Source organism: Mucilaginibacter aureus (assembly GCF_053514885.1).
The window spans coordinates 3004173-3024076 of record NZ_CP170601.1; the positions used below are offsets into that span (position 1 = coordinate 3004173).

The 19904-nt window shown below is 42.6% G+C and carries 19 protein-coding genes; 8 read left to right on the forward strand and 11 right to left on the reverse strand.

The window, feature by feature from the left end:
- Position 1: 1 nt before the first annotated feature.
- Both ACFGVR_RS12805 and ACFGVR_RS12810 read right to left on the reverse strand, forming a co-directional pair.
- On the reverse strand, positions 2–457 hold the full coding sequence (locus ACFGVR_RS12805) for a helix-turn-helix transcriptional regulator (protein WP_448697583.1): 456 nt from the start codon (positions 455–457) through the stop codon (positions 2–4).
- Positions 458–582: 125 nt separating this feature from the next.
- Positions 583–1266 (reverse strand): diguanylate cyclase, encoded by a 684-nt coding sequence (locus ACFGVR_RS12810; RefSeq protein ID WP_448697584.1) that lies wholly within the window; start codon positions 1264–1266, stop codon positions 583–585.
- 389 nt (positions 1267–1655) lie between these two features.
- On the opposite strand from ACFGVR_RS12810, the gene ACFGVR_RS12815 reads away from it, so the two are divergent.
- On the forward strand, positions 1656–2762 hold the full coding sequence (locus tag ACFGVR_RS12815) for a hypothetical protein (protein ID WP_448697586.1): 1107 nt from the start codon (positions 1656–1658) through the stop codon (positions 2760–2762).
- Here ACFGVR_RS12815 and ACFGVR_RS12820 read toward each other — a convergent pair.
- From ACFGVR_RS12820 to ACFGVR_RS12830, 3 genes are all read right to left on the reverse strand, one after another.
- Positions 2759–3181: a PepSY-like domain-containing protein gene (locus ACFGVR_RS12820; protein ID WP_448697588.1), complete on the reverse strand. Its 423-nt coding sequence runs from the start codon at positions 3179–3181 to the stop codon at positions 2759–2761. The genes ACFGVR_RS12815 and ACFGVR_RS12820 overlap by 4 nt on opposite strands.
- A 74-nt stretch (positions 3182–3255) precedes the next feature.
- Positions 3256–4260, reverse strand: a complete 1005-nt coding sequence (locus tag ACFGVR_RS12825; RefSeq protein ID WP_448697589.1) for a hypothetical protein — start codon at positions 4258–4260, stop codon at positions 3256–3258.
- A 25-nt stretch (positions 4261–4285) separates the two neighbouring features.
- On the reverse strand, positions 4286–5665 hold the full coding sequence (locus ACFGVR_RS12830; RefSeq protein WP_448697591.1) for an MFS transporter: 1380 nt from the start codon (positions 5663–5665) through the stop codon (positions 4286–4288).
- A 261-nt stretch (positions 5666–5926) separates the two neighbouring features.
- Between ACFGVR_RS12830 and ACFGVR_RS12835 the strand changes: the two genes are divergently transcribed.
- The 4 genes from ACFGVR_RS12835 (at position 5927) to ACFGVR_RS12850 (ending at position 9109) form a co-directional block, all read left to right on the forward strand.
- Positions 5927–6433 carry a GNAT family N-acetyltransferase gene (locus tag ACFGVR_RS12835; protein WP_448697593.1) on the forward strand — a complete coding sequence of 169 codons (507 nt, stop codon included), beginning with the start codon at positions 5927–5929 and terminating at the stop codon, positions 6431–6433.
- 77 nt (positions 6434–6510) lie between these two features.
- Positions 6511–7323 carry an MlaE family ABC transporter permease gene (locus ACFGVR_RS12840; RefSeq protein ID WP_448697595.1) on the forward strand — a complete coding sequence of 271 codons (813 nt, stop codon included), beginning with the start codon at positions 6511–6513 and terminating at the stop codon, positions 7321–7323.
- 7 nt (positions 7324–7330) lie between these two features.
- Positions 7331–8107 (forward strand): ABC transporter ATP-binding protein, encoded by a 777-nt coding sequence (locus ACFGVR_RS12845; protein ID WP_448697596.1) that lies wholly within the window; start codon positions 7331–7333, stop codon positions 8105–8107.
- Positions 8108–8110: 3 nt separating this feature from the next.
- The gene (locus tag ACFGVR_RS12850) at positions 8111–9109 is read left to right on the forward strand and encodes an MlaD family protein (protein WP_448697598.1); all 999 of its coding nucleotides are present in this window, start codon (positions 8111–8113) and stop codon (positions 9107–9109) included.
- Positions 9110–9138: 29 nt separating this feature from the next.
- Here ACFGVR_RS12850 and ACFGVR_RS12855 read toward each other — a convergent pair whose 3' ends face one another.
- Entirely contained in the window at positions 9139–11997 is a 2859-nt protein-coding gene (locus ACFGVR_RS12855; protein WP_448697600.1) for a carboxypeptidase-like regulatory domain-containing protein, read from the reverse strand.
- A 96-nt stretch (positions 11998–12093) separates the two neighbouring features.
- Between ACFGVR_RS12855 and ACFGVR_RS12860 the strand changes: the two genes are divergently transcribed.
- On the forward strand, positions 12094–12657 hold the full coding sequence (locus ACFGVR_RS12860; protein WP_448697601.1) for a DinB family protein: 564 nt from the start codon (positions 12094–12096) through the stop codon (positions 12655–12657).
- Here the strand turns inward: ACFGVR_RS12860 and ACFGVR_RS12865 are convergent, their stop codons facing one another.
- Positions 12658–13998: an alpha/beta fold hydrolase gene (locus ACFGVR_RS12865; RefSeq protein ID WP_448697603.1), complete on the reverse strand. Its 1341-nt coding sequence runs from the start codon at positions 13996–13998 to the stop codon at positions 12658–12660.
- A gap of 131 nt (positions 13999–14129) precedes the next feature.
- Here ACFGVR_RS12865 and ACFGVR_RS12870 point away from each other — a divergent pair, with 131 nt between their 5' ends.
- Positions 14130–14525 (forward strand): hypothetical protein, encoded by a 396-nt coding sequence (locus ACFGVR_RS12870; RefSeq protein ID WP_448697605.1) that lies wholly within the window; start codon positions 14130–14132, stop codon positions 14523–14525.
- 127 nt (positions 14526–14652) lie between these two features.
- Here ACFGVR_RS12870 and ACFGVR_RS12875 read toward each other — a convergent pair whose 3' ends face one another.
- Positions 14653–16356, reverse strand: a complete 1704-nt coding sequence (locus ACFGVR_RS12875; protein WP_448697607.1) for a M3 family oligoendopeptidase — start codon at positions 16354–16356, stop codon at positions 14653–14655.
- Positions 16357–16449: 93 nt separating this feature from the next.
- Positions 16450–17226 carry a hypothetical protein gene (locus ACFGVR_RS12880; protein WP_448697608.1) on the reverse strand — a complete coding sequence of 259 codons (777 nt, stop codon included), beginning with the start codon at positions 17224–17226 and terminating at the stop codon, positions 16450–16452.
- A 98-nt stretch (positions 17227–17324) separates the two neighbouring features.
- Here ACFGVR_RS12880 and ACFGVR_RS12885 point away from each other — a divergent pair, with 98 nt between their 5' ends.
- Positions 17325–18329: a serine hydrolase domain-containing protein gene (locus ACFGVR_RS12885; RefSeq protein ID WP_448697609.1), complete on the forward strand. Its 1005-nt coding sequence runs from the start codon at positions 17325–17327 to the stop codon at positions 18327–18329.
- Between the two features lies 1 nt (position 18330).
- Here ACFGVR_RS12885 and ACFGVR_RS12890 read toward each other — a convergent pair whose 3' ends face one another.
- Both ACFGVR_RS12890 and yihA read right to left on the reverse strand, forming a co-directional pair.
- Positions 18331–19182: a UbiA-like polyprenyltransferase gene (locus tag ACFGVR_RS12890; protein ID WP_448697611.1), complete on the reverse strand. Its 852-nt coding sequence runs from the start codon at positions 19180–19182 to the stop codon at positions 18331–18333.
- Positions 19183–19227: 45 nt separating this feature from the next.
- Positions 19228–19863: a ribosome biogenesis GTP-binding protein YihA/YsxC gene (yihA, locus tag ACFGVR_RS12895; protein WP_448697613.1), complete on the reverse strand. Its 636-nt coding sequence runs from the start codon at positions 19861–19863 to the stop codon at positions 19228–19230.
- Positions 19864–19904 lie beyond the last annotated feature (41 nt).

Below are 19904 nucleotides of genomic sequence, written 5' to 3' on the forward strand. Positions count from 1 at the left end.
ATTAAACCTGGCTTATCGAAAATTGCGGTTCTTCGGTCCAGCCGTTTTGTTGGGCGAAGCAGTTGGGGACAAATTTTAACGGGACTTTTTTTATTTCTGACTGGCGGCGCAATTCGTTTTGCTGATACACCGAGGGCGGCTGGCCGACAAGGCGTTTAAATAAGGAGGAGAACGAACTGACGCTATCGAAACCAACGGTGTAACAAGCCTGGTTTGCGGGTATGCCCTGGCTTAATAGTAAACAGGCCCGTTCAACGCGTACCTGCATTAAATACTGATGCGGCGTTTTGCCGTAGGTTTGTTTAAAAAGCCTGATGAAATGGAACCTGGAAAAATAGGCTTCACCGGCAATATTGCTAAGATCGATCTGTAGGTGATAGTTGGCATCAATAAACAGTTTGGCCTGCACAATGCGCCGGTACAGGTAGATCTTTGGAAATTGTTGCTGAATATCCATTGGTTAGTTACTATTGTAAATATCGAGTATTTTTGCTATATTTAAGTTAATAACTAAAGGTATGGATACTGCAAAGTAAGTAAGGCTAACCTAAAATACCCATCTTTTTAAGACAAGGTAGGGCATCAATCAATATATTTTCCCTTTTTATCCAGATCAACAATAAAACGGGTGAGTTCTTTAACATAACTGTCAAGATCGGTCACTGATAATTTGATGTAGTCTACGATGTTTTTCAGATCGCCAGGGGAGTTGATAGATTGATCGATGATACTGGAAAGCCCCAGGATATTGGCGATAGGTTGCCTCACTTTGTGTGAAGTAATGAACATGATCTCCTCTAAACCATGGGTGTAAGTCTTTAAGTATTGTTCGGCTTTTTTAAGCTCCCAGATGGCTATGGTTAATTCGGTGGCTCTTTTGGCTTTCTCTTCGTTCTGGAATTTGAGTTCGTGGTTGGCAATGACAAGATCAACGGCCCGATTTTCTTTTTCCTGGTTCTGCAAAGCCAGTTCATGATTAGCGACCACTAATTCGGCCGCCCGGTTTTCTTTCTCCTGATTTTGAAAAGCCAGTTCACGATTGGCGATAACCAGTTCGGCCGCCCGGTTTTCTTTTTCCTGATTTTGAAAAGCCAATTCACGATTAGCGATAACCAGTTCGGCCCGTTTCTCTTTCTCCTGGTTCTGGAAGGCTAATTCGATATTAGCGGCAAGTAGTTCAGCGGCACGGGTTTCTTTTTCCTGATTTTGGAATGCGAGCTGCCTGTTCAAAATGATTAAATGATGCGGATGTTTTCTTACAGTCATGGTATGCATTGATCAAGTAGAATTAAAAATGGGTTTCAGCTCACAACAAGTTTAAACTGTAAGTCGTATATATTTGGAACAACAGCTTTGGGTAACTGTTTGCCAAAAACAATATTATTTATAAATGTAAATAATTGATTAATAGGGGGTGTTTACAGATTGATTAGGTTTTATATAGCGATGCGAAATATGTTATATCTGAAAAGTAATTAATGTTGAAGAAATTAACTTATTAATTATTAATTCAATTGGGGATGAGCCAATTGACGTGATGCTGATAAACTCATTATCTCAAATTGTCAATAATAATCCTAGTTCATCGCCGTTATCTAATCAACTCCCACCAAAGGTACTGGCAGACTATCCCTGAGGTTGATTAAAACTGGTTGATGATGAAAAAATGTTTATTCTGGATAGTGAGCTTGGGCTTGTTGGGCACATTAGATGCATGTAAAAAGAACAATAGTGATGTAAGCCCGGTTACGGCTGCGCAAACGGTTACGGCTACTCCAATAGCTACGCTGGGTTTATACGAATATGCATCAGGAACCAATAAGCGGATATTTTTGCCTATTACAAAGGTAGGCAGCCAGTCGGTAACCTATTACAGCATATTTGATACCGGTTCAACCGGGATGACGATTGATGCCAACGGTATTTTACCGGCTTCCATGATCACCAGTTCGGGCATCACCGTTACCGGCGATTCGGTAGTGGTAAATGGCATTACAGTAACTAGTAAAACATCGGTAATGAGCTATGGCGACCAAACCAGTTTAACCAAAGAGTACGGCAACCTGGCTTATGCAACTGTTACCCTTGGCGATCAAACAGGTAATATCACCACCAAAAGAATACCATTCTTTTTATACTGGAAGATACAGAATGTCACTACAGGAGTAGTTGCTGCGGCGCACTCGGCTGATGTATTTGGCGTAGGGCCGGGTACCAGCTACGCGTTTACCGCGATTGCCAGTCCGTTGAGTTATTTTACTACTGCAAGCGGACAAACCAGCGGGTTTAAACTGGCTACTTTAGGTACAGCCGGGTTTACCGGCACGGGTACCTATGTTGGCGGTTTGCTTACTATCGGCTTACTTAATTCCGATCTGTCGTCCTCTTCGGGGTTTATTATGCACCCGCTTACTAACAGTAACCCGGGCGGTTATTCAGCTAACATACCGGCAACTATAACCTATGGTTCGCAAAGCACATCAGCACAGGTATTGTTTGATACCGGTACGCCATCGATTACCATAATCGAGGATAATAAGGCTACCGGTATTGGCCCTTTACCTGTTAATACCAAAGTTACGGTTACTACCAATAAAGGATTTGTTTACAGTTATACCACCACCAGCACCGCTAACCTGACGTCGATAGAAAACCCTAACGTTACCGGTGATTACCGTACGATATTTAGCCTTGATTTTTTTGTAACCAACGAGTATTTACTGGATTACAGCAATCACCAGATAGGGCTTAAAAATAATTAGCGGCTCAGGCATTTGCCATCCTGATCAAAGATGACGGTTTTGCCGGCGCTGGTTTTAATGCGGTATGTTATTTTGCCAACAGCACTTACATTTTTTTGCGCACCGGTAACTGACGATTGATAGTGATTTTTAACATAATCGGTAATTTGTGCAGGTAAAAATTTAACCGGAGTAGGTGTAGTTACACCTACAAAAGCACCAAATTGGGTAAATGCAGCGGTGCTCGGGCCATCGGCTTTTGAAACCCATTTAGCCTCGTAATTGCCATTGTTTTTATCCCATTTAGGGTTTTTAGCATCCGGGTACCTGCGGGTTAGTTCTGATCTAACACTAAGGGGTACTGATGAAACCGGTGTTTGGGCTTGTGCGATAAGGCCTGAAATTGCCAATAAGCTAATAAAAAATAAACGTACTTTCATGATTTGATCGTTAAAACGGAGAGCCAATTTTAATGAAAAAATATGATGATTGAAATATGACCGATCATGGTATTTTATTCAATAACCGAGTATACAAAGCCTGGTGTCTGCCCGTCATGATAGGTAAATTCTAAAACGGCCGCATGCACAGGCATTTCGGGTTTTACCTTGAGGGGGATGTTTAACGAGCATTCTTCGTGGCCAAGTTTTTCATCACCATAAACAGTAATATCAGTAGTGTACATCAGCCTGCCGTTTTCAGTTGGTTGATAGTTAACTGTTTTGGTGTCGAAGATCCAATGCGATTGCCCGGCAGATCGGTTTATTATCTTTTGGTAACCAGCCCGGTTAAAGCTATAAAGGCCGGTTAAATGAGTAAGCGCGCCGGGACTTTTTATGGCAAGGCCAACGCTGATTTCCTGCGGAATATAAGTAACCGTATCCGGCAGCTGTGAAGCCATGTTGAGCATAATGTTAATCTGCGGTTCTTTTATCAATGCCCGGTTCATGGTTTCACTAAGTACGATATCAACCTCGTCGTGGGGGGCTTTCCAGGTAATGGCATCGCATAGTTCAATGCTTTTTATATATTCCTCAAGGTGGAGTGTTTTGAGCAGGTTGGTTAACGTATCATAACTTTCGGGGTTTATTTCGAGTAGGGTAAACTGCAATTGCGATGCCTTAAACTGCATAATAACCGGTAGGGCCAGCGTAGCGAAGGGGCCGGTACCTGCATAAACTACATGTACGGGCCTGGTATCATTTTGCTGTAGTTTATCGGCAACAGCCTTATATAAACCACGGCAAAAGCGTTGCGTCCTGAGTATTTCATTAACACAAAATGCGGCCCACAGAGGGCCAATAGCTTTGCCATGATCAGTATAAATATTTGCTCTTACACTGGTTCCATCTAAGCTTAGCCCGGTCAGGCTAAAAAGTAACTCCGAATAATTTTTGATGGCCGGGGCAAGCCTTTCGTGAAAATCGCCCGGTGCAAGTATGTCGTTGCTATACGAGACTAATTTTTCAATTAGGGTGTCTAAGTGGGCAGTTACGGGGGCGGCGGTGATGTGGTTCATGGTATTTAATTTGCCTGATATTGAGTTACTCCGCTTCAACAACGTGAACCTTTTTGTTTGGTTTTACCGGTTTTACTTCGCGGAAGCGGCTAAAGAACAATACGGCCAGCAGGCATAAAGCAAAGCCACAGATACCGTTTAGACGTAAGCCATAGTCATTACCGGGATCTTTACCATAAACAGTGAGGAAGATGAACAAGGCGCCGCCGATAGTTTGGCCGAGCTTTACGAACAGGTATTTTACGGCAAAAAACATCCCTTCGTGGTTTTCGCCTGTTTTTTCGGCATCTTGTTGGGCAATCTCGGCTAATATTGCATTAGGTAAAATACCTAATGATGCTAACGGAAATGCAGCGCAGATAACCAGTGTAGATATTTGCTGATGTGCAGTGAACGGCAGTTTGCCTAAAAAATAAATGGTTACAAATATAAGCGCCAGTATGCCAAACGAAATCATTACCAAAGGCTTTTTGCCAAACCTGGCGGTAATAATATTGATCAGTGGGTAAAACATAACCGATACAACAACCATGATGCCTACAAACAAACCACCTTCTGATTGCGGCAGTCCGAGTAATACTGTTACAAAATATAGCAATCCGCTGGTAATGATACTGAGCGCCATATAGTACGAAAAATCGGAGATCAGGTAATATTTGAAATTGCGGTTACCGAAAGTTTTGCTGATGGCTTCAAATAACGGCAAATGTGATGGTTTGCTGCTGGAGTATCTTTTTTCATCGATAGCAAAAACAGGGATCATCATCACCATGCCGGCAAAAATGCATAGTCCCCAAATGGTAAACTGTAAAGCAGTGTTGCGGCTCGTTACATGAAAATAATGCTGTATCAGGTCGGCAAAATTGTTAACCAGCGCCGAAAATATCATACCCAGTACAAAGCCTATTTGCTGAAACGATGATAGTTTTACCTTTTCTTTCCCGGTTTCTGTCATCTCGGGCAATAACGCGTTATAAGGTATAATATAGGCAGTTGCCATCATAAAAAAGCCTATTAGTGTAAACATAAGCCAATAAGCATTATGTACACTTTCAGACATGGTGAGCGGGTAGAAGGTTAAGCTGCAAAATATTACCGCAGGCAGCACAACCCATTTCATAATAGGCAGGCGCCGGCCTTTGGGGTTTGTGCTTTTATCACTTAACGAAGCTATGAACGGGTCGAAAATAGCATCAACAAACCTGCCTGATGCCATAATAATGCTCATAATGTTAAACAAGCCAAATACCATGAGCTGAGGCATGAGCGGGATAAGGTGCGAGTTTGACGGAGGCAGGTAAAAATACGGCAGCATCACGATGATGATATTCCACATCGTGCTCCATCCCATCATACCGGCTGCGTAGGCGAGTTGTTTAGTAAAAGGCAGTTTGGCTACGGGCATGGTGCAATATGCATTTATTAAAAATATACCGGTAACGTTATGTTAATTTTGACCGCTACTTTACATCAAATTACGAAAAAAGATGGCAGTATGTGTACCATGAAAGTAACTTTTTTATACACATCCGCATTTTATCTGTTCACATTTTATAACGTACCGTGTTATCTGAAAGTAAATTATTGCATTTAAACACTCCATGATGTGGTGACATATGAAAAAAAGTTAATCATTTGATTAACTTTGCCGCGTCAACTTTTAATCATGATCACCATTGATAAGGCATCAGTTATTGATGTGCCCGAATTAGCTGTTTTAATAAACAAAGCCTACAAAGGAGTGCCCGGTAAAAGCTGGACGGCCGAATCGCATTTGCTGGAAGGGGCACGAATTAACGAAGCCACACTGACCGGGTTTATTGGTGATAAAGATACCGTGATACTAAAATGCATGCAAAACAACGAAATTATAGGCAGCGTTTATTTGAAGCACGATGACAAGGGTATTTATATGGGTATGTTAAGTGTTGACCCCGACAAACAAAATACCGGCACCGGAAAACTGTTGTTAAAGCACATAGAATGGTATGCCCGTGAGCAAAATCGCGACCGGCTGCATCTCACCGTAATATCGGCAAGACATGAGCTGGTGGAGTGGTACAAGCGGCATGGTTTTAAACCAACGGGTGCAGTGCAGCCCTTTCCGGTTGGCGCCGGTGTAGGTATACAAAAACAACCACTTGAGCTGCTTGTTATGGAGAAACTTATTTAATGATAACCCTGCACTATCAAACAACACGTGCCTGTTTTTTGTACTGTAACCAGCAATAGTGAGCAGAATTATATAAAATGACTAACAAAACCCAAACCGAACTCAAAACACAACATAAATCAGGTTTTGCTTTAACGCGATGGTTGACCAGCGTGTTTATTGATTTTTATAACGTTTTTAAGTTTGTTGGCCGTTTTTTTAAAGAGGTTTTTTTTCCCCCGTACGAGTTTAAAGAGGTAATAAGGCAGTGCTATGAGGTGGGTGTCCGGTCGTTAACCATTATATCGGTAACCGGTTTTATAGTCGGGCTCATTTTTACCAAGCAATCCAGGCCATCACTTTCTGAATTTGGCGCCACATCATGGCTGCCATCGTTAATTTCGATAGCTATTATGCGTGCGCTGGCGCCCTTAATTACGGCCATCATAGCCGCAGGTAAAGTGGGCTCGAGCATTGGTGCCGAACTGGGCTCTATGCGGGTAACCGAACAGATAGACGCCATGGAAGTATCGGGCACAAAGCCCTTTAAATACCTGGTAACCACCAGGGTATTGGCTACAACTGTTACTGTACCCATCCTGGCTATGTATGCAGGCTTTGTAGCTTTAATTGGCGGCTATGTAAACGTTGCCCAAAACGAGGGTACCAGTTATACCACCTTTATGCAGCAGGTATTTGAGCCGCTGTCGTTTGTGGATTTTACGTCGTCGCTGGTTAAATCAATAGTTTTTGGTTTTACTATCGGGATGGTTGGCTGTTACCAGGGATATAATTCGAGCAAAGGTACCGAAGGCGTAGGTAAGGCGGCTAATATGGCTGTGGTTACCGCCATGTTTTTAGTTTTTATTGAAGAAGTAATTATTGTGCAGATATTTGGTTGGTTTAGATAACAGGTTTATGATACACAAGGCTAAAGCAAATATCGACTACAACGATCCGGTGATCACCATTAAAGGATTAAAAAAATCATTTGACGGTAACCCGGTGCTTAAAGGTGCCGATATAGAATTATACAAGGGCGAAAACCTGGTTGTGCTTGGCCGTTCGGGTACGGGTAAATCAGTGCTCATCAAGATCATATCCGGCCTGATCAAACCGGATGCCGGTACGGTAATGCTGCTGGGCGAAGAAATGGATCATGTTAATGAAAAGCAATTACAATCATTACGCACACGTATAGGTTTCTCGTTTCAAAACAGCGCCTTGTATGATAGCATGACGGTGCGTAAAAACCTGGAGTTTCCGCTGGTGCGGAATAAAAAGAAATTAACCCGCGGCGAAATAAATGAAGCCGTTGAAACAGTGTTAGAGGCGGTTGGATTGGAGCAGGCCATTAACCAGATGCCATCCGAACTATCGGGCGGGCAGCGTAAACGTATCGGTATTGCACGTACATTGATCCTTAATCCGGAGATCATGCTATATGATGAACCTACGGCAGGACTTGATCCGATAACCTGTACCGAGATCAACAAGTTGATTAATGAGGTACAGCAACGATATAAAACATCATCCATCATTATTACACACGATTTAACCTGTGCTAAAGAAACAGGCGACCGTATGGCTATACTGCTTGACGGCAAATTTGAACGCCAGGGTAGTTTTGATGATATTTTTAATACCCATGATGAACGGGTAAAACCATTTTTCGATTATAATTTTATTAAATAAGATATGGAAAAAGAAGAAACCAAACGAGCGGCAGTAGTGGGGATATTTATTGTTCTTGGCTTGCTCGTTTTTGCACTGGCTATATTTACGTTGGGGGGGCAGAAAAAAACATTTGCAAAAAATATACATGTTAGCGCCATATTTGATGACGTTGCCGGTTTAAAAAAAGGGAATGCTGTTTGGTTTTCGGGGGTAAACGTAGGTACAATCAGCAGTATTAAATTTACCGGCACATCGCAGGTTGATGTGGAAATGAATGTTGACCAAAATGTGCAGCAATACATTCATCGCAATGCTACGGTAAAGCTAAGCTCGGATGGGTTGATCGGTAACAAGATCATTGTAATTGATGGCGGCAGCCCGCAGGCACCAATGGTTGAAGATGGCGCGGTATTGCAGGCCGAAAAATTACTATCTACCGATGATATTATGAAAACCCTGCAGCAAAACAACCAGAACCTTCTGGCTATTACCTCCGATTTTAAAAAGATAAGCAGCAATATAGCGCAAGGTAAAGGTTTGGTAGGCGCTTTGATGACCGATTCGGCACTGGCACTAAAATTCAGAGGCATTGTTGTGAATCTTAATAATACTACAGCAAGCACGGCGCACATGGCCACCGAACTTAATCGTTTTAGTGATAAGTTAAATACCAAAGGCGGCCTTACTGATAAAATGCTCACCGATACTGCCGTATTTGCACAGCTTAAGGCATCGGTAGATCAATTAAAGCAAACCACCAAAAATGCCAGTGAATTAACCGAAAATTTAAATCGCGCAAGCAATAAGTTAAACACAACCGATAACGTGATAGGTGTTTTACTGAATGATCCTAAACAGGCCGAACAAGCTAAAAACACCTTGGACTATCTAAATCAAAGCGTTATTAAACTCAACGACGACCTGGAAGCTGCACAGCACAACTTTTTACTGAAAGGTTTTTTTAAAGACAGGGACAAAGCAAAGAAAAAAGCCCAGGAGTCCGCTGCAGTGAAGCCATAGTGCGCTTAGCGAGCCATCATAATCCTGTTCTATTTGCTTCCGCTGATGGTTATCTGATCGGTTTGCAGGCCAATTTTACCATTCATATCTCCGCCTTCTAAAACTAAGGTGTAGGTTGTTGGCTTATCGGCAGCATAAAACATAACCTTAGCTCGTCCGCTTTTATCGGTCACAATGTTTTGGTTCCAGTAAATGGTTGAGCGCAGATCATTAAAGTTGCGGTTCTGGTTTTTAACAGTGTATTTAGGGCTGTAAAATTCTTTTGGAAGAGTAAGTGTTCTGGGTTTATAAACGTATACACCGTTGGCCCGCCTCATAAAGGCGCCATTGCCCGATCGGGTAGTAATTTCGAGATAGGCTACGGTTGAGCCTCGTGGCCCGGCCGGATTAAGCGCTAAGATCTCATCGTTAGTTAAGTTTTGGGTATTGTAATTGGCAATATTAGCTGCGCTGTACAAAACCTCAATGCCTAACAGGTCTTCGGCTGTTAAATAATCAAGTGTTTGCTTAATGTATTCATAGTGCTCGTTAGGAACATGAGGGCCGCCGATATCGTTACTCGGTTGGTAAAAGCGGTCAAGGTCTAAACCATCAATAACAAACCGAACCCTTTTATCTTTAATAAAAAAGCCCATATCTGTTGATCGCGGCGAATATCCGGTATGGAAACCTTTTACTTTTTCTGCTATCACATCATACAACGATGCCTTGCCTGCATTTTCCATATCGGCAGTGGTTAAAGTTTGGTCGGCAGTACCGGCGCCATTCAGGTTTTGTGAGCCTTTAATAGCTGCCTGATCCTTAATATTTACGGTATTAAGTAAACGACCGGTTCCCCCGTTCTCTATTTTGTCTAGCTCGTACCTGTAAGCATTGTTTGTTTTTACGTAGTTAAGCAAAGTACTGTCGGTATTTACATACCAGGGCTTAACAGGTGCGCCATAAAGGGTGGTTAATGGCGTAAGCTCAACCTCGTTAACAGTAATGCCGCCCTGAATGGTACGGCCCCTTTTGGTGTGGGCAGTTAATACATACTTAGTGCTGTCAACAATCAATGGCAGCCTGTTAAAAGTAAATACCCCATCGGCATTGGTAGTAGTATCTCTGAGCGTTTTGTATTTGCCGGTGCCAAACAATATTACCGATGTATTGGAAATTGGCTTGTTGAACAAATTGGTTACACGGCCTTTAATTTCAAATTTCGGTTCAGGTTCGAACGCAGGTTTGGCTGCGCCTGTAATTATGGTGTTCCAATTATAACCTATCCATCCCTGAGTTAACAGCAAAACATCCAATGCCTTTGCACTTTCTGTACTTTTTGCAAAGTAATAAGCAGGGTCTTCTATATAACCCTTCAAATCGGCCGAGAGCAACATACCAGTTAATATATTGGCGTTGTTGTCAGCGTCCTTTTTTACCTGGGCATTATCGGTTACCGCTATCGAAAAACTGCCCATAACAGGTTTTCCGGCAGCATCCGTTACCTTAATACGTACGGGTATACTGTCGCGCGGGGTGAAAGATTTTTGGGTTGTAAGGTCAATTTTTAAATTGTCGTTATGGTTTATAAACACCAGTCGCTCATTTATAGGCTGCCCGGCCTGGTTCAATAAAGTTAAATGCGCTATCCCTGTCGGGAAATCGGCTTTGGGGATATGTGCATTGATCGAATTGTTTTTAAAATCGAGCGAAGCGGCATAACAAACCACACCGCGCGATTCGGCAATAAAGTGATATGTTTTGTCAGAGCCCACCATGTCCCCTGACGCGAAAAAAGAAATATCCACTGTATCACGGGCAGGGTTATTTTTTACCCGCATAACCGTACCCGATTGTTTGATGACAGGCAGGTTTACCGTTTTGGTATCACCGTTGGCCAAAGTTATTTTAGCTGTATAAACTTCGCCGGGTTGTGGCACCAGGTTAAAAACACCCATGCCTTTATGTGACGATTCGAACGTTGCCGCGGTTTCGCCTTCTTTATTGAGTATTTCGCCTTTAACGTTAACGCCATGGCCATCTTCGCCAATGGCTTTAAAGCCTACCATGGTGGGCAGTGAGGCTACCAGTTGGCCGCCTTCGGGCATAAACTGAATGTCGATATCTTGTGCACGATCAACCTTAACGGGTACTACAGCCGTTTTTTTGCTGTTTTTTTTGTCAGTAGCTACCATGGTTAAATTTTTAACCGGGGTTGCAGGCAATACAAAATTAGTTTCAAATATACCATCGTCGCCGGTTTGCAGGTTGTTGCGGAATAATACCTTTTTACCGCTGAGCAACTTTACATCAAAGGTTCGGCCATCAATAGCTTCCCTATTTACACTGGTAAATTTTACGCTTGCAGTAACACTGTTTTTGATATCTTCGGATAGTTTGGCATCGGTGCTGACTATCCACGGACTGTTATCGGCATTAGCCAGGTAAAAGCTTTTATAAAAAAAGCTTTCTTCTCCAAAATTGCGCATCCATTGGGTGTAGGCGCGTAAAGTGTAAGCGCCTTCGTAAAATACTTTATCATCCAGGGTTATATTGCCCCAGGTAAGCCCTATGGCCGATGCAAAAACGTATCGTTTTACCACCTTGTTACTGTCGTTCACCATATCAATATACACGCGGCTGCTTAGCGGCGAGTAGGATAAGCTTTGGTTTAGAATATACCCTTTAAACCAAATGGTATCACCTACCGAGTAATAAGGCTTATCAAATTGCAGATACAATTTTTCGCCAGGCATTTTAGCGTTGTAATCGTCTATTTTGCTGATGAGGGTTTTTACCGAGTTTGCTGCTGAAGGCTGGGCCTGGGCAAATAAAGCCTGACTGAAAACTATTAGTGTAAACAAAACGAAAGACGCTTTTACACTGAACGATTTGAATGAACAAAACATATAAACAGGTGTTATAAATACAGGGTTATAATTATAGACTAAAAATAGGTTTATTAGTTTAATAATTAACCGCTATGTAATGATAAAATGACTTGAATGTCTGTATTTTGTTCCACGATCGAAGACTATCCCAGCTCAATATGGTTAAACGAAAAAATATTAAGTATAATGGAGGATTTTGAAGATATAGATAAAGTAACCAGGCACCAACTTATTAAATTGATAAAGGGCGGTAATGCGCATGCTACCTTAAATGATGCACTGCATAACCTGCCGGCAAAATTACGGGGTATAATACCCAATGGACTGCCGTATAGTATCTGGATGCTGGTTGATCATATCCGTATTGCGCAGTGGGATATTTTGAAGTTTAGCACCAACCCCCAGCATCAATCGCCAAAATGGCCCGATGAATACTGGCCTAAAAATGCTATACCCAAAGATGATGACGAATGGGACGAGGCGGTTGAGCAAATAAAGAGCGACCGGGCGAAGTTTATTGAGTTGTTTGAAGATGAAGAGGTAAACTTATTTGAACCGTTTCAAAACGAAAAAAACATAAACCTGCTGCGCGAGGCATTGCTGATAGCCGACCATAACAGTTATCACACCGGCCAGATCATTTTGATACGCAGGTTATTGGGCAACTGGCACAGTTAACTATTTAACCGCATTAACAAAGCTAACGACTGCCGTTATAAACTCGGGCTTTAAAGGCAAATCGGGTTTATTATAGGTCTCCAGGTTTTGTTCCCTGTCGGGCGGGCCGTCCTTTAAAATATGGCTCATGCCGTCAATTATTTTCAGGGTAGCTTCTGATTTTGCTTTTTTTAATTTTTCGGCCTGTGCCACGTCTACCTGCATATCGGTGGTGCCTTGTACAATCAGGATAGGCAGCTTAAGTCGTTTAATTACCTTTTGCGGTTCAAATACCATCCAGCTCATCATGTATTTTTGAATGCCTGGGCGCATAATGGAGTATAATGCCGGGTCAACCCGATCGGTGGTTTTTCCTTTGCGCAGGCTATCTACAATTCGTTTAAACTCAGTTTGTACCGATGGCGGAGCCGATCTTTTTAATTGCTCGGTTAGTATCAAATCAGCAGCATCGGCAGGCCCGGCAGCAGAGATAAACCCATTGAAAGTTACCTGTGTTGAAGCGATCATCAGCATACCGGCTAACGAGCCTTCGCTATGGCCCAATACGATCAGTTTTGAAAAACGGCTGTCTTCTTTCAGGGTAGATGCAAACTCGTTGGCATCATCAACCATATCGGTAAATTTGGTATCAATTTCTTTAGCTGTTGTTTTACTTTGGCCCACGCCGCGTTTATCGTACCTTAAACTGGCTATACCGGCCTTACCTAATGCAGCGGCTATCAATTTATAAGTGTTTGGATGCGGGCCGAAGTTTGAGTTGCCATCCCTGTCGGTAGGGCCGGAACCGGGTATAATTAATACTACGGGTATTTTGCCGGATGCATTTTTAGGCATAGTCAATGTGCCTGATAAAGTTCCACCCAGGGTACTGAGTGTAATAGGCGATTCGGTTAACGATGGATCGTTTATCGGAGTTTGCGATGCTGCATCTGCCTGGGTTTTAACTTCGGTTAGTTTGGCTTCGGCAACTTTATCGCCCTTGTACTCCTTAAAATACAAACCATCAACCTGGTTTAAACCGTTTAACGATAAATTGATCATTAAAGTGGCCTTTTCGTAATCGGCCTTGTACATACCTGCTGTACTAAAATAGCCGGTAAAAGTAGTAACTTTTAAGTCGCCTATTTGGGCGTGCATTTGGGTAACTATATCCTTGAGTTTTTCGATAGGCAAGCCAGTCTTCATCTCAGCTGAAAACATGCTGAATACACTATCAGGCTGATTAGTATTGTAATATTTTTTAAACCGGCCAATGGCAGTTTTATAATTTGGCTGCTCTGTTTGCGCCATCGCCGCACAGGCAACAAATAATAACGCCCAAAAAACAAGTGCTCTTCTCATATACCTCGCTAAACTTTTATTAAGCTTTTGCGAAAGTACTAAATGTTATGGTTTTTGACTTATTGGGCCCATATCAATTTAGCAATTAAACCTGGACGTGTTTTTTAACTCAAACAATAAAATTGAAAACTATGAAGAAGATAATTGTAATGTTATTAATGATAACAGGGTTTGCAGTTTGTGCCAGCGCACAGGATACCGCTAAAGTGAAACGCACACCGCAGGAACGTGCCGAAAAAATGGGGAAGATGATGCAAAAAAGGTTGAACCTTACGGCAGACCAGTCGACGCAGATTAACGCTGTTTTAGTGGATAGAGCCACTAAAGAAGATGCAATGAAAGGCCAGAAAGGAACTAAAGACGAAAAGATGAAAGTAATGGCCGACGCTGATGCAAAGATAGATGCAATACTAACCCCCGATCAGCGCAAGTTATATGCGGAGTTAAAAGAAAATGTTAAAAAAAGAGGGATGGGTAAAAGGAGCGAGGTAGCGCCGCCTACTACCACACCACCTCCGGCTCAGTAATTAAAAGTTAAAAACTAAATTGTCATTTCGAGCGATAGCGAGAAATCTTCTGCTTCATGACCGGTCTGCAGCAGAAGATCTCTCGCTCGTCCCTCGCTCAAGATGACAATAATTTTAATTGGGTTATTTACCCGATCTTCTCCATTTCTCCTTTAACAAAAGCAGCCAGCTCTTTTACATAGGCTGCGCTAAAGTCAAACTTGATACCTGCCGTTTCGTAAATTTGGTTAATGGTTTTGGTGTAACCCAGTTTTAAAGCATCCAAATATTGTTGCAAGCCCTTTTCGGGATTTTCCTTATAGTTCTTCCAAACTGCAATGGCGCCTAATTGTGCCATCCCGTACTCAATGTAATAAAAGGGCACCTCAAATATGTGCAGTTGTTTTTGCCACAGGTTTTGCTTGGCGTCTTCGAGGCCGCTCCAGTCAACCATACCTGCTCCAAATCGGTTGTATATTTGCTCCCAGGCTTCGTAGCGCTGTTCGTTGGTATGATTGGGGTTGGTGTATATCCAATGCTGGTACTGATCGATAACGGCTACCCACGGCAAGGTTTTTAACACATCAAACAGCTGATCTTTTTTGGCACGTTTCAGTTCTTCTTCATCCTTAAAATAAACATCCCAGTTATCCATCGATATCAGTTCCATCGACATGGAAGCCAGTTCGGCTACTTCCGACGGGCAATGTTTAAAATCGTTCAGCTCCAGGTCGGCAGTTAAAAAGGTGTGGATAGCATGGCCGCCCTCGTGCACCATCGTGGTTAGATCGCGGAAAATGCCTGCAGAGTTCATAAAAATAAACGGCGCGCCCGTTTCTGATAGCGGATAGTTGTAACCGCCCGGAGCTTTGCCTTTACGGCTCTCCACATCAAACAGGCCGTTATCTTTCATGATCTCCAGGCGTTCGCCTAGGTAACGGCTGATGTTGCTGAAGCATTGGATTGATTTTTCGATCAGTTCGGTGCCGTTTTTAAACGGATGTAGTGCCGGTTTACCCGATATATCTACTTCGGTATCCCACGGTTTTAAAGCATCCAAACCTAAGGCAGCCTTACGCTTTTCGGCTTGCTCATGCAAAATGGGTACGATCTCTTTTTCTATTGCTTCGTGAAAATTATAGCAATCCTGCGGGGTATAATCAAACCTGCCCAGGGCTTTAAACATGTAATCGCGATAATTTTCAAAACCCGCGTTTAGGCCCAGTTGGTGGCGCAATCCACGTAAGTGATTAAACAGGTCGTTCAGGGTGTCCTTGTCCTGTAAGCGCCGCACAGTGATCTTTTCCCAAACCTGCTGGCGTTTATCGCGATCGAGGTTCTTTAAAAATACCGAAGCCTGCTCAAGGGTGTACTCTTTTTCATCGATCATTACCGACATTGAACCGGTTATCGACTGGTACTTTTGCTGTTCAACCTGTATCTCGGTTTGGATAGGGATATTCTCTTCGCGAAAAAGCTCTAAAGCATTTTTAACACCGCGCAGATAGATAAAGAATTTTTCACCATCCAGTTGGGCAGCGTACTCGCTGGCTACAAATTTTTCGTTCAGCTTATTGTTATAGGGCGCAATTTTAGGTTCAATTTCGGTAGCAAAATACTGAAATTTTTGCAGCAGCTCTTCGCTGGCGGTATCACACGTCATACGGATGTATCGCCATGCAAAATCTTCTTCCAGGGCAGCTTCCAGTTCACTGCGGTCCTGCAGCCATTTTTCAAGTTCGGATACCGAATTTACCGGTCGTTCAAGCAGTTCGGTGTAAAAGGGCTCAAGGGCCTCCCAGGTAATATCAAGTTCGGCAGGTATATATTTACGTTCTTTTTTGTGGATCATGGTTCAAATATGTATGTGTGCAAATGTGCGAATGTGCAGATGATAATCAAAGCCGAATAAAATAAATTACAGAATAATCAGAAAAAGGCTGCTTTACATAATTGATGCAAAATATTTAAGCACTTCATCAGGCATAGGTACATGGCCCTTGCCGGGGACTATGGTTTCACTAATGTTTTTATAACCGTGATCAATTGCCAGTTTTTTGGCGGTGTTCCATTGACCGTAGATCATCTGGCCCAGCGCGGAATTACGATCAGTTTGCCCTATAAACTCCATAACAGGCAAATTAACGCGTGACGGGTGATTTGAGAAGGGATCGGTTTCCATACATCTGCCGCGGTAATTACCGTCTACCGGAGCTGCCGCTCTGAGTTGCTCGGGGTGCAAAAAGGTCATGGCCCAAACCAGGTGCGCTCCAGCTTCAAAACCGGTTATAAAGTACTTGCTTTCGCCGTTGTAAGTTTTCTGTACATCTTTTATTACTTGCGTAAGCCCTTCTTCATCAAAAGTACAAACACCGTTTTTATCTATATCATCCCAAACATTGCTTGTATAAGGATAAATTTTAGGGTCGCGTTGCCCCTGATTTCCGTTGGATACAATGATGGGCGCCACGATGATAAAATTCATTTTTTTGTTGGCATCGGCAAAGCGTTGGGCGTTTAGTTTAAATTCTTTTTCGGCAGCTTCAATTACTACCACAATAGGCCATTTTTTGGTTGGGGTCCAGCCATCGGGCAGCGAAATATAATATTGCATGGCGTGGTTGTTAGCTTTTTTAAGCTCAAGCGGGGCCATTTTATGAGGTGCCGCTACCATTTTGATGGCGGTTATCAATAAGAAGAAAAATAGTGAATGAAACTTCATTTTTGACTGTTTATTATAAAATTACAAATAGGTTTCAACTTTAAAAATCCCGGCTAAACAAAAATTACTGACTATTGTTAAGTACAACATTTACCACTATGAAAAGATATTTGCCCATACTTGGTTTGCTATTGATATTTAGTAAGCCCGATTTTGCACAGATCACGCCCGATACGTCGTTCTACTTAAAAAACGATAAAAATATTTACGGCGTTGTTATTACTAAAAACAGCAAAGTAATTTATCAGCATTTTTTTAACGGTAAAACCGAGCATACGCTGATGAATGATCAATCGCTTACCAAAAGCATTATTTCCATCCTGATCGGGATAGCTATCGATAAGCATTACATTACTTCGTTAGATGAAAATATAGGTAGGTATTTTCCGCAGCTGGCTAAGGATAAAGATCAGCGTAAACAAAATATTACCATCAGGCAGATCATGAACCAGGCATCGGGCCTGTACCATGAAAACCTTAACGACCTTAAAGATTACCTGGGCAAAAAAGATCCATCTGGCTATGTGTTAAAACAAAGTTTAATAAGCGAACCCGGCTCGACCTTTTACTATAGCAACGCGGCAAGTCACTTGCTCTCGGTTATCCTGACCAAAGCTACTGGGATGCAAACGTTCGATTTTGCCAAAAAATACCTGCTCGACCCGATGCAGATAACCGATGTAAACTGGGCCAAAATGAATGATGGCTTTTACGACGGGAGCGGTTTGCTGAGCATACGTATGCATACCCAGGATATGGCTAAGATTGGCGGGTTGTTACTCAATAACGGCTTTTACGGTAATAAACGACTGGTACCTTCAAACTGGATAAAAACGTTGAATCATCCTGATAATACGTATGATACCCAGTGGGGGTTTAAAGATTCGAAATACGCGCTGTGTTGGTACCACTTTAATTACAAAGGGGCCAATATAACTTATGCCCTGGGCTGGGGCGGCCAGTTTTTAGTGGTGATACCTAAATACAAAGCAGTTATAGCAGCGAATGCCAGCATTGCCGATGAAGATGCAATTATGGAATCGGCAAGGTTTACTGATAAGATCTTCCCGGTGCTGTATGATTATATCCGAAAGCAGAAGTAGTTTACCGTACCAGCCTGTCGAGCATAAAAAACACCGCGAAAATTACGCTGGCTATACCATTGGTGGTCATAAAAGCAAAATTAACACGGCTCAGATCGTTAGGTTTTACTAACAGGTGCTGGTAAACAAGCATACTGCAAAAGAAAGCTATGCCTAAATAATAAGGCCATCCCACCACAGTGAAAAATACAGGCAGTGCGATAAAGATTGCCGATAACACATGTAAAAAGGTAGAGAGGCGCAGCGCATTAACCTTGCCTAACCATGCCGGTATAGAGTGCAGGTTTTCGTTACGATCAAAATCTTCGTCTTGTAAAGCATAGATAATATCAAAACCACTAACCCAGCACAATACTGAAAGTGAGAAAAATATGGGCAGCAAAGCAAAATGCCCTGTTACCACCAAATAGGCGCCAATAGGGGCGAGAGATAAACCCAGCCCTAACACTAAATGGCAAAGCGCTGTAAAGCGCTTGGTCGCGCTATAACCTAAAACCACCAGCAAAGCCACCGGCGACAGGTAAAAACAGATAGGGTTGATGAAAAAAGTAGTGCCAACAAACAATGCACAGTTAACCAGTGTAAATATTAAGGCAGCACGGGCGGTTAACCTGCCGGCAGGGATATCGCGCACTTTGGTACGTGGATTTTTAGCATCAATATCGCGATCAAGATAACGGTTAAAGGCCATTGCCGAGTTACGGGCAAATACCATGCACATGACCATGAATAGTAATTTTTGCCATTCGAAACGGTAGTTTGTAGTGGTTACTGCCAAAAAGAAGCCAATAAAGGCAAACGGCATGGCAAATATGGTATGCGTGAAGGTTACTAAGGAGAGGTATTTTTTCATATAGAATGCGTAATGAGTATTGCGATATGCGTATTGCGAATTGTTCTACATTTTCGCTTCAAACATAGCTTTTGCTGCATTATAATCAAACTGTGTATTGATATCGCCAATAAAATTCAACACGTCATCTTTTCCATCCTGTAATTCAGCCGATGTGATGAACATGGTGGGGGTATCTAAAAAGGTAGCAAGCAAAGCTTTCTTAAACGCGGCAACGCTCTGGTCGGTTTTGGTGCGCGATTGTTTATCGGCCTTGGTGAATATGATGGCAAAGGGCAGGCCCTTTTCGCCGAGCCAGTTGCAAAATTCCAGGTCGATCTTTTGTGGCTCCAGTCGGCTGTCTATCAGCACCATTACGCATTGCAGGCTTTCGCGTTTATCCAGGTAGGTGCGGATAAATTTGTTCCAGTCTTCTTTTTTACTTTTTGATATTTTGGCATAGCCATAGCCTGGCAGATCGACCAGGTACCAGGTATCGTTGATCAAAAAATGATTGATCAGTTGGGTTTTGCCTGGTGTTTGTGATGTTTTTGCCAGCCCCTTTTTGCCTGTAAGCATATTAATGAGCGACGACTTACCCACGTTTGACCGGCCGATAAAAGCATACTCGGGCTTTAATGGCGGCGGTAGTTTTGATACCTGGGTATTACTGCAAATAAATTCGGCAGTTTTAATATTCATCCCGCAAAGGTAGGCATAAGTTTAAACATCGGCTAACCCCG

What these genes read in the sequence shown, in the direction of transcription:
- ACFGVR_RS12805 (WP_448697583.1), bottom strand. Translation starts at nt 457, where the DNA reads ATGGATATTCAGCAACAATTTCCAAAGATCTACCTGTACCGGCGCATT.
- ACFGVR_RS12810 (WP_448697584.1), bottom strand. Translation starts at nt 1,266, where the DNA reads ATGACTGTAAGAAAACATCCGCATCATTTAATCATTTTGAACAGGCAG.
- ACFGVR_RS12815 (WP_448697586.1), top strand. Translation starts at nt 1,656, where the DNA reads ATGATGAAAAAATGTTTATTCTGGATAGTGAGCTTGGGCTTGTTGGGC.
- ACFGVR_RS12820 (WP_448697588.1), bottom strand. Translation starts at nt 3,181, where the DNA reads ATGAAAGTACGTTTATTTTTTATTAGCTTATTGGCAATTTCAGGCCTT.
- ACFGVR_RS12825 (WP_448697589.1), bottom strand. Translation starts at nt 4,260, where the DNA reads ATGAACCACATCACCGCCGCCCCCGTAACTGCCCACTTAGACACCCTA.
- ACFGVR_RS12830 (WP_448697591.1), bottom strand. Translation starts at nt 5,665, where the DNA reads ATGCCCGTAGCCAAACTGCCTTTTACTAAACAACTCGCCTACGCAGCC.
- ACFGVR_RS12835 (WP_448697593.1), top strand. Translation starts at nt 5,927, where the DNA reads ATGATCACCATTGATAAGGCATCAGTTATTGATGTGCCCGAATTAGCT.
- ACFGVR_RS12840 (WP_448697595.1), top strand. Translation starts at nt 6,511, where the DNA reads ATGACTAACAAAACCCAAACCGAACTCAAAACACAACATAAATCAGGT.
- ACFGVR_RS12845 (WP_448697596.1), top strand. Translation starts at nt 7,331, where the DNA reads ATGATACACAAGGCTAAAGCAAATATCGACTACAACGATCCGGTGATC.
- ACFGVR_RS12850 (WP_448697598.1), top strand. Translation starts at nt 8,111, where the DNA reads ATGGAAAAAGAAGAAACCAAACGAGCGGCAGTAGTGGGGATATTTATT.
- ACFGVR_RS12855 (WP_448697600.1), bottom strand. Translation starts at nt 11,997, where the DNA reads ATGTTTTGTTCATTCAAATCGTTCAGTGTAAAAGCGTCTTTCGTTTTG.
- ACFGVR_RS12860 (WP_448697601.1), top strand. Translation starts at nt 12,094, where the DNA reads ATGTCTGTATTTTGTTCCACGATCGAAGACTATCCCAGCTCAATATGG.
- ACFGVR_RS12865 (WP_448697603.1), bottom strand. Translation starts at nt 13,998, where the DNA reads ATGAGAAGAGCACTTGTTTTTTGGGCGTTATTATTTGTTGCCTGTGCG.
- ACFGVR_RS12870 (WP_448697605.1), top strand. Translation starts at nt 14,130, where the DNA reads ATGAAGAAGATAATTGTAATGTTATTAATGATAACAGGGTTTGCAGTT.
- ACFGVR_RS12875 (WP_448697607.1), bottom strand. Translation starts at nt 16,356, where the DNA reads ATGATCCACAAAAAAGAACGTAAATATATACCTGCCGAACTTGATATT.
- ACFGVR_RS12880 (WP_448697608.1), bottom strand. Translation starts at nt 17,226, where the DNA reads ATGAAGTTTCATTCACTATTTTTCTTCTTATTGATAACCGCCATCAAA.
- ACFGVR_RS12885 (WP_448697609.1), top strand. Translation starts at nt 17,325, where the DNA reads ATGAAAAGATATTTGCCCATACTTGGTTTGCTATTGATATTTAGTAAG.
- ACFGVR_RS12890 (WP_448697611.1), bottom strand. Translation starts at nt 19,182, where the DNA reads ATGAAAAAATACCTCTCCTTAGTAACCTTCACGCATACCATATTTGCC.
- yihA (WP_448697613.1), bottom strand. Translation starts at nt 19,863, where the DNA reads ATGAATATTAAAACTGCCGAATTTATTTGCAGTAATACCCAGGTATCA.